A 14,579-nucleotide genomic window follows, 5' to 3' on the forward strand; every position below is an offset into this window, starting at 1 on the left:
CGTGGCGGCCTCGCGCGCCGACATCGACGCGACGCTGGCCCGGATGCGGACGGCGAGCCTGGTGACGGGCGGCGCGGTGCTGGCGCTGCTCGGCGCGCTCGGCTGGTTCGCGGTCCGCGCCGGGCTGGCGCCGCTGCGCCGCATCGAGGTCAGCGCCGCCGCCATCGCGGGCGGCGACCTGGCGCACCGCATCCCCGGCCTCGCGCCGCCGCGCTCGGAGATCGGCCGGCTGTCGGCGGCGCTGAACGGCATGCTGGGCCAGCTGGAGGAGGCGTTCGCCGCGCGCGCCGCGTCCGAGGCCCGGATGCGGCGGTTCGTCGCCGACGTCAGCCACGAGCTGCGCACGCCGCTCGCCGGGATCAAGGGCTTCACCGAGCTGTACCGGATGGGCGGGCTCACCGGGCCGGACGCGACCGCGCGGACGATGGCCCGGATCGAGCGGGAGGCGGCGCGGCTCGCGCACCTCACCGAGGACCTGCTGCTGCTCGCCCGGCTGGACGAGCGGTCCGCGGCGGGCGGCGCGTCCCCGCTGGAGCCGAGCCCGATGGACCTGCGCACCCTCGCCGCCGACGCCCAGCACGACGTCCGGGCGCTGGACCCGTCCCGCCCGATCGAGCTGACCGGGCCCGGCGGCGGGACGCCGCCCGCGGCGGCGCCGGTGCTCGGCGACGAGGAGCGGCTGCGGCAGGTCGTCAGCAACCTGGTCGGCAACGCCGTCGCGCACACCCCGGCGGGCGGCCGGATCCGGATCGGGGTCGGGACGGGCGGCGGCCGGGCCGTGCTGGAGGTCCAGGACGAGGGCCCGGGGCTGTCTCCCGCCGACGCCGAGCGGATCTTCGACCGGTTCGCCCGCGCGGACGGATCGCGGACGCGGGGTTCGTCGAGAGGCGCGGCGGGCGGCGGCGCGGGCCTCGGCCTGGCCATCGCCCGCTCGCTGGTGGCCGCGCACGGCGGCCGGATCGAGCTGGACACCGCGCCCGGCCACGGCGCCACGTTCCGCGTGTCCCTTCCCCTGCTGGACGAACCCGCTCCGGAGGACTCCGCGCCGGACGGGTGAACGCGCACCGGGAGTTTCCTGGGAGTTCGCTGGGAGCCCCCGGGCCGCGGCCGCCGCACCCACCCGGGCCGTCCTGCGCCGATAACGCAGCGCGACCGCACGACCCCGGGAGCCCTCACGGCCACCGCACGGGCGGCTCCCAGCCGCCGGACGGGCGGGCGGGCGAACCTGGCCCCCGTGAAGACCAACAGATCCCAGGGAGAGCCCCAGATTTTCGCGCGGCTGGGCCGCGCCGTCGTCGGCCATCCGTGGCGCGTCATCGCCGTGTGGGCGGTGGCGGCCATCGCGGTGATCACACTGTCGCCGGGGCTGCCGACCAGCAACGACGAGAGCGACTTCCTGCCGGGCCACTACGAGTCGGTGAAGGCCCAGAAGGTCCAGGACCGGGCGTTCCCCGACACGTTCGCGCCCGCCGCGGTGGTCGTCGTCCGGCGCGAGGACGGCGGGCCGCTGTCCGACGCGGACGCGGCGCGCGCCACCGGGCTGGCCCGCTCCGCCGAGGCCGCGCACATCAAGGACGTCACGGCGGTGGTGGCCGCTCCCCCGGCGCCGAACCGGCGGGTCCAGACGCTCAGCGTCCGCATGCGCGACGGCGTCGCTACCAACGGGCCGGAGGCCGTCGAGGCGATGCGGGCGCTCCGCGGCCGCCTCGGCGACCTCACCGCCGGCACCGGCCTGCGGGCCCGGACCACCGGTGAGGCCGCCGCCGCGCTGGACGACGCGGACGCCGGCGGCGACGCCGACGCGCTCGTCATGATCGCCACGCTGGTCCTGATCCTGGTCCTGCTGCTGGCGATCTTCCGCAGCCCGGTGACCGCGCTGCTGCCGATCGCGGTGCTGGCGGTGCTGTCCCAGGTCGCCGACGGCTTGATCGCCGCCACGGTGCGGGCGCTCGGGCTGCGCGCCGACGGGTCGGCGTCCCAGCTGCTCATCGTCGTGCTGTTCGGCGTCGGCACCGACTACATCCTGTTCCTCATGTTCCGCTACAGGGAGCGCCTGCGGGCGGGCGACGACCCCCGCAACGCGATGATCAGCGCGCTCGCCCGGGTCGGCGAGGCGATCACCTCGGCGGCGGGAGTGGTCGCCATCGCGTTCCTGGCGATGACGCTGTCGTCGCTGTCGCTGTTCCGCTCCTGGGGGCCGTCCCTCGCGATCGCCGTGCTGGTGACGCTGCTGGGCGGGCTGACGCTGGTCCCCGCCGTCGTGTCCCTGCTCGGGACGCGGGTGTTCTGGCCGTCGCGGGCGTGGCGGCACGAGCCGGACGCGGCGCGCTTCGCGCGGCTGGGCGCCTCCGTCGCCCGCCGTCCCGCCGCCTACGTCGCCGTGACCGGCGCCGTCCTCGCCGTCCTGGCCGCGGGCGCCCTCGGCTTCAAGCCCGACTTCGACCTGGCCGCCGGGGCGCTCCCCTCGTCCGCGGAGTCGCGGGTCGCGCTGGAGGACCTGAAGAGGGGCCTGCCCGCGGGCGCCACCGACCCGACCCACGTGTACGTGACCGGCCGCGCGCTCGACGAGCGGACGCTGGCCGGGTTCGGCGACCGGCTCAAGGCCGTCGAGGGCGTCGGGCAGGTCGCCCCGCCGCGGGTCAGCCCGGACGGCGGGACCGCCGGGTTCTCCGTCGTGCTGACCTCGGCGCCCGAGTCGGCCGAGGCGCTGGGGATCGTCCGCGGACCGCTGCGCCGCGCGGCGCACGAGGCCGCCCCGGACGGGACGAGCGTGCTGGTCGGCGGGAGCACGGCCGTGTTCGCCGACGTCCGGTCGGCGATGAGCCGCGACTACTCGATCGTGTTCCCCACCGCCGCCGCGCTGATCGTCCTCGTCCTCGGGCTGCTGCTGCGCAGCCTCGTCGCGCCGTGGTACCTGATCGCCGCGGTCGGGCTCGGGTTCGGCGCGACGCTCGGCACGGCGTCGCTGCTGTTCCAGGGCATCGGAGACGCGCCGGGCCTGCTGTTCCACCTGCCACTGATCATGTACATGTTCGTCGTCGCGCTCGGCACCGACTACAACATCCTGATCATGGCGCGGCTGCGCGAGGAGGCCCGGCAGGGGGTGGCGCCGCGCCCGGCGCTGGCCGCGGCGATCCGGCACACCGGGCCGACGATCGCCGCCGCCGGGCTGATCCTGGCGGGCTCGTTCGCCGCGCTGACGCTGGCCGGCAACCGGGTCCTCGTCCAGGTCGGCTTCGCGATCTCGTTCGGCATCGCGATCACCGCGTTCGCGATGGCGCTGTTCCTCACCCCCGGCATCACCGCGCTCATCGGCCATCGCGCCTGGTGGCCCGGACACGGCGGCGCCCCGGCCGCGCGGCCCGTCCCGGAGCCCGCCGAGCAGCGCACGCCGTAGCGCGGGCCGTCCTCGGCGAGCCTATTCTCGACGACCATGGAGGAGCGCACGCGCCTGCTCGTGGTGGACGACGAGCCCACCATCCGCGAACTGCTGGCGGCCAGCCTGCGGTTCGCGGGGTTCGCCGTCACGGCCGCGGCCACCGGGGAGGAGGCGGTGGCCGCGGCCGAGCGGGAGCGCCCGGACCTCGTCCTGCTGGACGTGATGCTGCCCGACCTGGACGGGTTCGCCGTCATCGGGCGGCTGCGCGAGCGGGGCGGCCCGCTGCCGGTGCTGTTCCTCACCGCGCGGGACGCCCCGGCCGACAAGGTGCGCGGCCTGACCGCCGGAGGCGACGACTACGTCACCAAGCCGTTCGACCTGGAGGAGCTGATCGCCCGGATCCGCGCGATCCTGCGCCGCACCGGCGGCGGCGACGGCGGCCTGCTGACCGTCGCCGACCTGTCGCTGGACCCGGCGTCCCACCAGGTGCTGCGGGCCGGGCGGCCGGTGCGGCTGTCCCCCACCGAGTTCCGCCTGCTGCGCTACCTGCTGGAGAACGCGGATCAGGTGCTGTCCAAGCCCCAGATCCTCGGCCGGGTCTGGGACTACGACTTCGGCGGCGACGCGGGGATCGTCGAGTCCTATATCGGCTACCTGCGCCGCAAAATCGACACCGGCGAGCCCAAATTGATTCACACCGTCCGCTGCGTCGGCTATGTCCTTCGCCGCCCGCTCTGACCCCTCGGCGGCGATAAAAGCGAGGTGCGAGCCGAAAAACCCCATGGCCGAAGCACGCCCGGTGCATCATTGGGACGTCAGCGAGGGCCCTGCCCCGACTCGTGGACATACCTCTGAGAAGTGGTCGCCAGACCCGAGAGAAAGGTCATAAATGGCCTTAAAACGACACCGTCTCGCCCAACGCCGGCAAGCAATGGGGTACAGCCAGGCGACCCTGGCCGAGCGACTCGCCGTGAAGCGGTCGACGATCGGCCGCTGGGAACGCGCCGCCACCGCTCCACTGCCCCGGCTCCGCCCCGAACTCACCCGAGCCCTGGAGATCACGTTCGACGAACTCAACGATCTCCTGAACGACATCGAAGACGTCACGGAGCAACACGACAAATCACACAAATTCGGCCGTACCGTGCGCCCCAACCCGGCGGACGACGCCGCGATGCAACGCGCCGCGCTCCAGATCGCCAACGCCGTGTCCACTCGGACGCCCATCCCGCCCCGTGCCCTCGAAACCATTTTCTCCGGAATCAACGAGGCCCTCGGCAACCCCCTCGACCTCGACGAGTGGGACGCCGTCGTCCGCGAGTACGCGCATATGATCGTCACTCGTCCGGCCGGTGCGCTGATCCACGATCTCAGCGCCGACCTCGTCGCCGTCGGTGACCTTCTCGAGCGTCACTTCGGCACCCCGGAGGAGCCCGGCCTCTTCCGCGTCGGCGCCGGACTCTCCTGCCTGCTGGCGATCGACTTGGCGGACAGCGGCGACGAGCGGGCCGCGCGCCGCGCCTGGATCGCCGCCGAACACGCCGCCGACGCGTCCGGGGACCAGGCCCTGCGGGCATGGGTACGCAGGCGAGAAGCGCTGCCCGATCGCTCGCGCGCCGCCCTTGAGATGCCGGCGGACGATGCGATCAAGGCGGCGAACGGCACTCCCTAGGGTGGTCATTCCGCATGCGCCCACGCTGCCTCCCCGCAGAGCGAAACCGCCCAAGCGCATGCATCATCGACGGCGCACGGGGACCCCTTGACCATCAGGGCTTGATCGCCGTGCCTTGGGCGGAGACCAGGCGCCATGCGCCGGGGGCGTCGGCGGCGAAGACGTGCGTGTAGCGGCTGCCCGCGCTGAACGTCGTCCCGTCCGGGTTCTCAAAGGTCATGCTCGTCCGGCCGACGACCAGCCCGACGTCCCCGATCCGCCGCACGATGGCCTCTTCGGGAAAGGAGACGATCGCCGGGAAGCGCAGGCCGCCGCCGGCGATGAGGTCGAGCAGGGCGGCCTTGTCCGCCACCGCGCCGTCCTCGATGCCCACCAGGACGAAGTCGTCCGAAAGGAGCGCCTCCAGCCGGGCGGTGTCGGCCTCCATCAGGGCTTGGAAGAAGTACTGGTCGTGCTGGAGCAAGGTGTCCTCGTTTATAGGCGGCCCACCGTAAGGGCTGCCACCAGCGTCAAGGTCAAGCCAGGCCATGGGCCCGCCGACGCTGACGGCGGTCGTCTCATCGGCGACGCGCACAGGGCAGGTGTTCCAACTGCGAGCGAGCGGCGGTGCACGGGCGCACCCGGCCGGGTTCCCCAGCACCTCGGCCCGGCCCGGCCGGACGCCCGCCTGATCACCGAGCTGCGCGGCGGCCTGAACGAGGGACTGCCCGAGCGCGACGGAGGCTTCCGCGGCGAGGAGGCCCAGTGGGCACCGCAGTCGAGTCCCGCGGCCCGCGCATCTCCGGGAATGTCGGGCCGGCCGACGACGGGTCGTGGGCCCGCGGAAGCCGGTGCGAGTCCGGGCGGGCGCTCAGGTGGGTGGCCGGTAGGCGGCGGCCAGGTGGTCGTGGAGTTCGGCGTGGCGGAACTGGTAGATGGGGCCGGCCGCGCGCAGCAGGCCGAGGCGGTGGCAGTCGTCCAGAAACGGCATCAGGCGGCGCGGTAGGAGATCGGCGCGGGCCAGCCGGTGGGTGGCGACCAGATACGCCGGCCAGGCTCGATGGTCGCCCAGGACGGCCCCGGCCGTGAGACCGAACGCGACGCCGAACGCGAGCCCCGCCGCGAGCCCGGCCGCCGCCGCGCTCGCGGTGCCGCGCCCGAGGCCGCCCGCGATCGCGCCCGCCGTTCCGGTCGCGAGCCCGGCCGCGAGCCCGTTGCCGACGGCGCGGAACAGGTTCAGGGTCCGGTCGGCGTGCCAGTTGGCCGTCGGGGTCTGGGCGCGGCGCGCGTGCGCGGGTGTCTCCGCCCAGCGGGTGAGCCCGCCCGCGAGCCCGAGCGCGGGTCCGGCGGCGATCCCGAACGCGAGCCCGGCCGCGATGGCGAACTCGAGCCCGAAGGCGAGTCCGGCCGCGAGCCCGGCCGCGGTTCCGGCGGCGATCCCGAATTCGAGCCGCCCCGCGAGCCCTCCCGTGAGTTGGGCCAGGAGCTCGGTGGCGCGGTGGCGGACGCGCAGGTCCGCATATCCCGGCCGGTCCTGGGCCCAGCTCCCGGCGGCGAGAGAGACGACGAGGCCGCCCGTGAGCCCGAGTGCGAGCCCGACGGACGGCCCGAACCTGAGCCCGAACCCGAGCCCCTCCCCGAGCTCGTTCCCATCGGCGAGCCCGGCGGTGATTCCGCCCACGAGTCCGGACGCGAGCCCGAGAACGGTGGCGAGGAGGCCGAGGGCGAGCCGGACGGCGGGGGTGATGGCGTGGGTGGTGGCGGCTAGGCGCCACCACGCGAGGTCGCGGGTGGGGCCGGCCTGGTGGGTGAGGTGGTGGGCCAGGTAGCCCAGCCAGCGGCGGACCTGGGCGGGGTCGTGCCGGCGACGCGGGCGGAAGGGGTCGGCGGGATTGCCGCTGGGCGGACGGGTGGTGATCAGGGTGGGGATGAGCCGGTCGAACAGGTGGGCGCGCAGGAGAGTGGCGGTGGGAAAGCGGGCGGAGTCGGTGAGGGGGGCGGGGTCGTCGCCGGAGGTGAGGTAGACGGTGCGGAGCAGCCACAGACCCAGCGGGGTCGCGGCGAGGTCGGCCAACGCCACCGCAGGGGGGCCGGTCCCGGGTTGGCGCAGCTCGGGCGGCGGCGTGTGGCGCAGGACGGCGAGGGTGTGCTGCCAGCGCGGCCCGGGTTCGGGGGGCAGGCAGTGGGTGAGGTAGTCGGCGGCGGCCGCAGGCTCCAGCGGGCGGGGCTCCAGGACGGCGGCGGAGGTGATCACGTCTGCCGCGCTGGCGACCGCCTCAGTGAATTCACGGGTGCGGCTCGTGAGGATGAGCTGGTCGTCGCCGCCCAGTGACCGGTTCAGCGCCTTGACGACGGCGGTTCGGGCCGGCGCGGGGAGTTCGTCCAGACCGTCCAGGACGGGGAGGACGTGCCCGCGCGCGGCCAGTGCCCGCACGACGGGTTCGCCGAGGCCGGGCGACCGCAGGGCGGGGTAGTCGGCCAGAAGCCGGCCAGTGAGCCAGTCCTGCAGCCGGAATGAGCGTTCGGTGTTCCAGCCCGCGACCGGGAGCAGCACCGGGACGGGCTCTCCGGGGTGCTGGGAGCGGGTGGCCAGCAGGTGCAGCAGCAGTTGCAGCGCCAGGGTGGTCTTGCCCGCCCCGGGGCCGCCCAGGATGATCAGGCGGCGCCGCCGGGTGCGGCGGAACCGGTCGGCGAGGGCGCCGATGTCGGCGCTGGAGGCCGTCCACCACGACCCGTCCCCCGAATCGGCGGTGGAGTCGATGAGGCCGGGGTGGTCCATGATCGCGGGCGTGTGCGCGCCGGGCGCTGGTGCACGCCAGCGGACCGGGATCGGGTCGGGATCGGCCAGGGACCGCAGCAGGGCCTCATCCTTCCACTGCTCGGCCACCATCTCGGCCAGCAAGTCCTTGGCGCGCGCCACCGCCTCGGATGAGGGGACGGCCTGTGCGGCCAGATCACGGGAGCGGCGCCGGGCCCACCACCACACCGAGATCAGAGGGACCGCGGAGGCGAGCACGAACCCTCCGGTGAGCTGGGCGCGGTCCGCCGAGTTCTGTAAGCCGTCCTCGCCGCCCAACGGGGCGAACGTCACCGCCGCCAGCCCCAGCACCGCGGCCAGCGCCGCCAGGAACACCAACCACGGCCGCCACACCCCGCCCTTGCGCATGCCCGCCATCTTGGACCGCCATCACGCACCGTGTTGAAGAAGTTTACAAACGGTTTCCCCCGGCAACGCCCCTTCCTCAGCGAGATCAGGCTTTTCGGCCACCGACACCCAAGCCCCGGCCCCCACACCTCGCATGGCTTCCCAGCCCGCCGCGTCTAAGAAGCGGTGAGGCCGAGGGTCCGGCCGATCACTTCGGCGGCCTGCTCGGCGGTCGTGCTGATCTGCTCGCCGTGGTCGGGCTCGCCGTACCAGACGTAGGCCGAACGGTGCCGCGACCACAGGACGTACCGGGGCCCCGCACCGGAGCGGATCAGGTACAGCACGCTCCCGCCGCCCGGACGGGCGGCGTAGACACCCGAGAAGCGACGCCTCAGCAGCGCCGACAGCTCGTCGAGGCGCTCGGGCGGTGAAGTGGACGCGGGGGGATCTGCCGCCTTACCCGTCCCCCCGCGCCCACGCTCGGACTCACTCATCGGGACCGCCCCGTGCCGTCGGCGCGCCGAGCGTCGTCGCAACGGTCAAGGCCGCGTCGACGATGTGGTTCGCCTCCGCGATCGGCTCACCCCACGAGTGAAAGAACCACAACCGGGAGCCGTCGTCCTCGCGCGGCTTGCAGCTGACCGTGTCCGCGCGGCGCGGGACGTCGTCGCAGCACCCCGGCGCCTTCGGGTTGATCACGATCAGCTTGCGCCGCTGAAGAACGGTCTCCAGCCCGTAGGCGTGGAGTCTCGACATCAGCGCTCCAAGCCGCGCGTAGGCGTCCGGGTGCTCGGGCTCCGGTCGGGCATCGGTGTCCTCCGTCGTCATGACTGCTCTCCCGTGTGCTTGGCATTTCCGGTCGACCGGCCGGCACCGGTCCGGCGTTCCCGCGACCATCACAAGATCCGCCCGGCCGCGCCCGGCAGCGGCGGCCCCGGCGCCGCGATCCCGGCGCTCCCGGCCTCGCCATGCGTCGGCGCGATGAAGCTTCCGGAGGCCGGCTCCTTCACCGGCTCGCCGATGATCCGCCGGGCGTCGGAGGTGAGGTGCAGGACCGCGGTCAGGAGCACCGCCACGGGCTGGTCGAAGTCCAGCGGGCCCCGTGCAGCGGCGATCACTTCCGGGACGTCATGCGTGTCGACCTGGGCTCGACTGTCGCTGATGAGCGCGCGGGCGTGGCCGAACAGCTCAGCGTCAACGCCGCCCATCAGCGGCCCCCGAACGGCCGCGTGATCACGACCGCCGCCCGCGCCGGGTCACCCACCGGCACCAGGTCCTCGCCCTCGGCCGACCGGTACATCCCCTCCGCGACGACCACGTCCACGCCCTGCCACGGCGGGTTCGGGTTCCTCAAGCACAGGACGAGCAGGCCCCCCGGCCGAAGCTCCAACTCCGCCACCCACTCACGCTTGGTCACCTCGACCTGCAACTCGAACAGGTCCCGTTCTTCCGCTTCGGGCAATTGCTGTGGCTTGCCCATAGCCGGACCTCGCTTCCTGTAGGCGCCGGGTGCGTGGTGTGTCCGCACCAGCCGGGGCCGCTTTGTCTTCATGGACGCGGCGATCGCGCACATCCGATGCGCGAAACTGGCCGTGTCCGTTCACCAAACTGCTGCGAAGGCAGCTTCAGCGAGCGCAGGACCCAGGCATCATGGAGGCATCCGTGCGGCATCTCGGTGCTGACCAGCGGACACAACTCTGAGGAGACGGTCTCGCAGCAGACCCGGAAGAAAGGTCACGAATGGCGTTAAAACGGCGCCGCCTGGCTCAGCGTCGGCGATCAATGGGTTACAGCCAGGAGAGCCTGGCCGAGCGACTCAGAATCGAGCGATCGACAGTCGGCCGGTGGGAGCGCGCTGAAACCGATCCAGTGCCATGGATCCGACCTAAAGTCGCCCTGGCCCTGGAGATCACGCTCGACCACCTCAACGAACTCCTGAAGGACGTCGAAAGAGTCCAGGACCAACCGGACGATCACCTGGACTACACGCTCAATAATCCTGCAAAAGTTGACCTTGTGGCAGTCGCCTACCTGCGACAGCGCGTGCAGGCCGTCGCGGACGGCTACGACAGCAACCCGTCCGCGCTACTGCTGGCCAACGCGGGCCAGTGTCACGGCCAGGTCTCTTATCTCCGTCAGCACACCCCAAAGAATCGCGTTCGTAACGAGCTGTGGACAGTGGAGTCCGAATCGGCGATCCTCATGGGTCAACTCGTCTGGGATGCTTCACAGCGCCGCGACCACGCCACCGCTCTCGCCTTCTACGATCAAGCAATCGCCGCCGCGCATGAGAGGCGGGACATGCTCACTGAAGGACAAGCGGAGTTACGTAAGTGCTATGTCGCCTTGTACGGTTCACGAGACCCCCGAGAGGGACTCGTTCGAGCCCTGCGCGCCGCTCACATCGCTCGCGACATTAGCGATGCGCTCACTGGACTCGCCTTGCTTCACGCCGGCGAGGCATATGCCATGGAAGGAGATCGGAAGAACTGCGAAAAGATGCTAGCCTCCGCCGAGGCGGCTTTCACGAACATCAAAGAAGGCGATGCGGCCGGCGAGCAGTTCTCCCCGACTCAATTCGGGCGGCTTGCCGGATCCTGCTATCTATTTCTCGGGGATCCCGCGAGGGCTCAGAGGTACCTCGAGGAGACGGCTTCCAGCCTGCACACCTGGCGAAAGTCACGAGCTATCGTGTTGGGCAACCTAAGCTTGGCACGGCTCCGCCAAGGACAAATCGATGGCGCCACCACGAGTCTCAACGAGGCCATCGACATCCTGGAGGAGACACGAGGAGGCGGGGGGCTCAACGTGGCCTTCGCAGCTGGACTCGAGCTGCAACCATGGCGAGAGCAAGCCTCGGTATGCGAGGTGCACGATCGGCTCATGGGGCTCATGACCACCGCCTGAGGAGCGAACTCAGTGACTAAGACGGATCAAGACAAGAGCGTCGTGCGCGAACGCATCTGGGAACTCTTGGAGCAGGAGCACGCCGTACCAGAACCAGGCGTCCACGGTCACATTCCAAACTTCCACGGCGCCGCAGCCGCCGCGGAACGACTCGCGGAATTGCCGAGCTGGAAAACCGCCCAGGTAGTCAAGGCGGTGCCCGACCAAGCCCAGTACCCTGTCCGAGCCATGGCGCTGGCTGCGGGAAAGCTCCTCTACATGGCCGTGCCCAGACTCGCTGATCCCCTGCCGTTCTATCTGCTCGATCCCGAGACTTTGCCGTCGTCTCCGGCGGAGGCAGCGACCGCAAGGGGCGCCGCAGATGTCGCTCACCAGGTGGGGGTCGACGAGATGCGTCCCGTCGACGTCGTGGTCTGTGGCAGCGTCGCGGTTAACCGTGAGGGTGTCCGCCTGGGAAAGGGCGCAGGGTACTCCGACATCGAGGTCGCCTTGCTCTGCGAGGCCGGCCTCGTCACAGACGAAACCACCATCGTGACGACGGTGCATCATCTCCAGGTTGTCGACGAAAGCCTCCCCGAGGCCGAGCACGACTTCCGGGTGGATCTGATCGTTACGCCAGACGAGGTCATCTCCTGTGGACCCCCGCGCAGGCCCCCCGGCCTGCTCTGGGCAAGCCTGACCAGCGAAAAGATCGCTTCCATACCGCTGCTGGCCTCCCGAGCTGCGACTTGAACACCCGGAGCAGAACCACCTGACCGCAGATTTCTGCGCCTTCGCCACCAACGTGACGACCTGTCGCATCCGCTTCTGGCGTCTGGCCGGTCATCACCATCGCGGCCGTCGCACCGCGATGATGATAAGTGCTCTCAAGGCCACGACACTGGGCGCGGCCCTGCCCGTTGTATACGGGCCGAAGAAGCGGTCTTCCCTCCGCTCAGGTCGGTCGGGCTACGAGGAACACGGGTCCCCGGCCGACGCTCTGCAAGCCGGACGGCGCACGTCCCCAGACGTCCCGAAGCCGCGCAGGAAGCCGCCAGGCACATGGATCCGGGACGCGCCCAGGACCGGCCGGGAACTCCTGGAAAGCATTTTCCCAGCCGTGCCGCCACGGCCGTCTCAGCGCTCCCCGACGGTGCGCCCGCCGCGGGCGCGTTCTCGATCCCTCTAGCCGAGGATCCGCCATACCAGGGGCGTGATCGGGACCGTCTATCGGCCGGAGGCGCGGCAGCGTGGCGAGCATCCCTCCGGATACGCCCGCTCCCTGCTGATCCTCGGCCTGGCGCACGCCCAAGCACAGCAGCTCGACCAGGCGGTGGCGGCCGGACATGACGCGCTCGGCGGCAGCCGTCCCGCATGGCCCACGATGGTGCTGGCCAAACGGCTCGATAGGGTCCTGACCGAGAAATGGTCTGCGAACTGGTGCCCTTGACGAGGACCCCAAATGATCGACGACATAGCACCTGGGCAGGTGCCCGAGATCACACGATTCGTGGATGTCCATGCGCTCCCGCCCGACGAGCCCACCGCGTGCTTCCTCTTCGGAACCAACCAGGTCCCACCGGTGGAGATCGCCGCAGAGCGATATCACCGCGGACTGGCGCCGCTGATCATCGCCACCGGTGGCGTCAACCGGCATACCGGGATCGTCGAAGGCCGAGTGTTCCGTAAGCTGCTCATTGAGCTTGGCGTTCCTGCCAACGTCATCCGCGTTGAGGACCGATCGGCCAACACCCGGCAGAACGTGGAGAATGCGCTCCCCTTCGTGCGCGAGGCCTTGGCCGAGGGGCTTGCGATCACGGCAGTGAGCAAGTGGTATCACCGCCGCGCGATCCACCTCATGAAGACCGTCGCTCCCGAGGTCGGGACCTTCCACGCGATCGGCTGGGACCCCGTCTATTCAGGCGAGCCGATCACCCGCCAGGACTGGCCGGGCGTTCCCGCTGGGAAGCGCAGGGTGATCCGTGAGTGGGACGAGGTCTCACGTCGCGTCGCCGACGGCAGCTTCGCCGCCGTCGAGCGGCTCGACGGCGCCTGGTGCTGACCACACCGTGGAGCAGACGGCGCACGTCCTCAGAGTTCCCGAAGCCGCGCTGGGCACGTCCAGGGCGCATGGGCCCGGGACGTGCCCAGGAACGGTCGGGGACTCTGCGGAGCTACCAGCGGTGATTCGCGATTCGTCCCCAGGTCGGCCGAGGGCGGTCAGCCCTTGATGCAGATGAGCTGGCGGAGGTGGGCTACCACTTCCACCAGGTCGGACTGGGCCTCGATGACCGACTCCAGGTCCTTGTAGGCGCCCGGGATCTCGTCCAGGACGCCGCCGTCCTTGCGGCACTCGACGCCCTTGGTCTGCTCGACCAGGTCGTCCACCGTGAAGGACTTGCGGGCCTTGTTGCGGCTCATCCGGCGGCCCGCGCCGTGCGACGCCGAGTTGTACGCGGACTCGTTGCCGAGCCCGCGGACGATGTAGGTGCCGGTCGCCATCGAGCCGGGGATGATGCCGAGGTCCCCCTGGCCCGCGCGGATCGCGCCCTTGCGGGTGACGAGCAGTTCCACACCGGCGTACTCCTCCTCGGCCACGTAGTTGTGGTGGCAGGAGATCACCTCGCCCCACGTGCAGCGCTTCTCGCCGAACCGCTGGGTGACGACGTTCTGCGCGAGGGCGATCATGACGGCGCGGTTGCGGCGCGCGTACTCCTGCGCCCAGAACAGGTCGCGGCGGTACTCCTCCATCTTGGCGGTCCCGCTGAGGAACACGGCGAGGTCGGTGTCGGGGAGGTCCTGGTTGTGCGGCAGCTTCCGGGCCGCCTCGACGTGGTGCTCGGCCAGTTCCTTGCCGATGTTGCGCGACCCCGAGTGCAGCACGAGCCAGATCGCGCCGTCGTCGTCGGCGCACAGCTCCAGGAAGTGGTTGCCGCCGCCGAGCGTGCCCATCTGCGAGCGGGCGCGGCCGAACCGGGACCGCACCGCGGGGTGCAGGTCCTCGAACGCCTTCCAGAAGTCGTACCAGCCGCGTTCCCGCAGGCCGGGGAGCGCGGACGGGTCCACGGCGTGCTTGTGCGAACCGCGTCCGACGGGGACGGCCCGCTCGATGCGGTGCCGCAGGCCCGACAGGTCGTCGGGCATGTCCTCGACGGTGAGCGACGACCGGACCGCGGTCATGCCGCAGCCGATGTCGACGCCGACCGCGGCCGGGGACACCGCGTCGCGCATCGCGATCACGGAGCCGACCGTGGCGCCCTTGCCGTAGTGGACGTCGGGCATCACCGCGAGGCCCTCGACCCACGGCAGGGACGAGACGTTGCGGAGCTGGTCGAGGGCCTGGTCCTCGACGGTGGCGGGGTCGGTCCACATCCGGATGGGAACGCGGCCGCCCTTGAGCGTCTGGTACGGCATGCCTTCTCCTTGTGCGCGGGATCCGAACCGTGATCTATGACGCCAGATGAGCCCCGTGCGTTTCAAAGGGTTTTCCCGCCCCGGGCGGGTTCATGACCGGGGCG

15 protein-coding genes are annotated in these 14,579 nt (G+C 71.5%); 8 read left to right on the plus strand and 7 right to left on the minus strand.

Annotated elements, in window-relative coordinates; genetic code table 11:
- The 4 genes from E1291_RS20480 to E1291_RS43325 all read left to right on the plus strand — a co-directional run.
- A partial coding sequence (locus E1291_RS20480) for a HAMP domain-containing sensor histidine kinase (protein WP_131739448.1) occupies window positions 1–1,057 on the plus strand: 1,057 nt, incomplete at its 5' end.
- 177 nt (window positions 1,058–1,234) lie between these two features.
- Entirely contained in the window at window positions 1,235–3,397 is a 2,163-nt protein-coding gene (locus tag E1291_RS20485; RefSeq protein ID WP_207400836.1) for an MMPL family transporter, read from the plus strand.
- A gap of 36 nt (window positions 3,398–3,433) precedes the next feature.
- A complete protein-coding gene (locus E1291_RS20490) occupies window positions 3,434–4,117 on the plus strand; it encodes a response regulator transcription factor (protein WP_131739449.1) in 684 nt (227 codons plus the stop codon).
- A 151-nt stretch (window positions 4,118–4,268) separates the two neighbouring features.
- On the plus strand, window positions 4,269–5,051 hold the full coding sequence (locus tag E1291_RS43325) for a helix-turn-helix transcriptional regulator (RefSeq protein ID WP_278045275.1): 783 nt from the start codon (window positions 4,269–4,271) through the stop codon (window positions 5,049–5,051).
- A gap of 94 nt (window positions 5,052–5,145) precedes the next feature.
- Here E1291_RS43325 and E1291_RS20500 read toward each other — a convergent pair whose 3' ends face one another.
- The 6 genes from E1291_RS20500 to E1291_RS20525 all read right to left on the minus strand — a co-directional run bounded on the left by E1291_RS20500 (window position 5,146) and on the right by E1291_RS20525 (window position 9,655).
- A complete protein-coding gene (locus tag E1291_RS20500) occupies window positions 5,146–5,514 on the minus strand; it encodes a YybH family protein (protein WP_165495215.1) in 369 nt (122 codons plus the stop codon).
- Window positions 5,515–5,901: 387 nt separating this feature from the next.
- Window positions 5,902–8,196 (minus strand): NACHT domain-containing protein, encoded by a 2,295-nt coding sequence (locus E1291_RS20505; RefSeq protein WP_131739451.1) that lies wholly within the window; start codon window positions 8,194–8,196, stop codon window positions 5,902–5,904.
- A gap of 155 nt (window positions 8,197–8,351) precedes the next feature.
- Window positions 8,352–8,669: a hypothetical protein gene (locus E1291_RS20510; RefSeq protein WP_131739452.1), complete on the minus strand. Its 318-nt coding sequence runs from the start codon at window positions 8,667–8,669 to the stop codon at window positions 8,352–8,354.
- Window positions 8,662–9,003: a hypothetical protein gene (locus tag E1291_RS20515; RefSeq protein WP_131739453.1), complete on the minus strand. Its 342-nt coding sequence runs from the start codon at window positions 9,001–9,003 to the stop codon at window positions 8,662–8,664. Before E1291_RS20515 ends, E1291_RS20510 begins: the two co-directional genes overlap by 8 nt.
- Before the next feature lie 68 nt (window positions 9,004–9,071).
- Window positions 9,072–9,383 carry an SAM-dependent methyltransferase gene (locus E1291_RS20520; protein WP_131739454.1) on the minus strand — a complete coding sequence of 104 codons (312 nt, stop codon included), beginning with the start codon at window positions 9,381–9,383 and terminating at the stop codon, window positions 9,072–9,074.
- On the minus strand, window positions 9,383–9,655 hold the full coding sequence (locus E1291_RS20525) for a hypothetical protein (RefSeq protein ID WP_131739455.1): 273 nt from the start codon (window positions 9,653–9,655) through the stop codon (window positions 9,383–9,385). The genes E1291_RS20520 and E1291_RS20525 overlap by 1 nt, the downstream gene beginning before the upstream one ends.
- Before the next feature lie 260 nt (window positions 9,656–9,915).
- Here E1291_RS20525 and E1291_RS20530 point away from each other — a divergent pair, with 260 nt between their 5' ends.
- The 4 genes from E1291_RS20530 (at window position 9,916) to E1291_RS20545 (ending at window position 13,123) form a co-directional block, all read left to right on the plus strand.
- Window positions 9,916–11,082, plus strand: a complete 1,167-nt coding sequence (locus E1291_RS20530; RefSeq protein WP_131739456.1) for a helix-turn-helix transcriptional regulator — start codon at window positions 9,916–9,918, stop codon at window positions 11,080–11,082.
- A 12-nt stretch (window positions 11,083–11,094) separates the two neighbouring features.
- Complete coding sequence (locus tag E1291_RS20535) at window positions 11,095–11,814, plus strand: 5-formyltetrahydrofolate cyclo-ligase (protein WP_131739457.1); 720 nt, start codon at window positions 11,095–11,097, stop codon at window positions 11,812–11,814.
- A 460-nt stretch (window positions 11,815–12,274) separates the two neighbouring features.
- Complete coding sequence (locus E1291_RS20540) at window positions 12,275–12,511, plus strand: hypothetical protein (RefSeq protein WP_131739458.1); 237 nt, start codon at window positions 12,275–12,277, stop codon at window positions 12,509–12,511.
- A 12-nt stretch (window positions 12,512–12,523) separates the two neighbouring features.
- Window positions 12,524–13,123: a YdcF family protein gene (locus E1291_RS20545; RefSeq protein ID WP_131739459.1), complete on the plus strand. Its 600-nt coding sequence runs from the start codon at window positions 12,524–12,526 to the stop codon at window positions 13,121–13,123.
- Window positions 13,124–13,281: 158 nt separating this feature from the next.
- Here the strand turns inward: E1291_RS20545 and E1291_RS20550 are convergent, their stop codons facing one another.
- Complete coding sequence (locus E1291_RS20550; protein ID WP_131739460.1) at window positions 13,282–14,475, minus strand: RtcB family protein; 1,194 nt, start codon at window positions 14,473–14,475, stop codon at window positions 13,282–13,284.
- Window positions 14,476–14,579 lie beyond the last annotated feature (104 nt).

The sequence above is a fragment of the Actinomadura roseirufa genome (assembly GCF_900659635.1).
In the GTDB taxonomy this organism is placed as follows: Bacteria; Actinomycetota; Actinomycetes; order Streptosporangiales; family Streptosporangiaceae; genus Spirillospora; species Spirillospora roseirufa.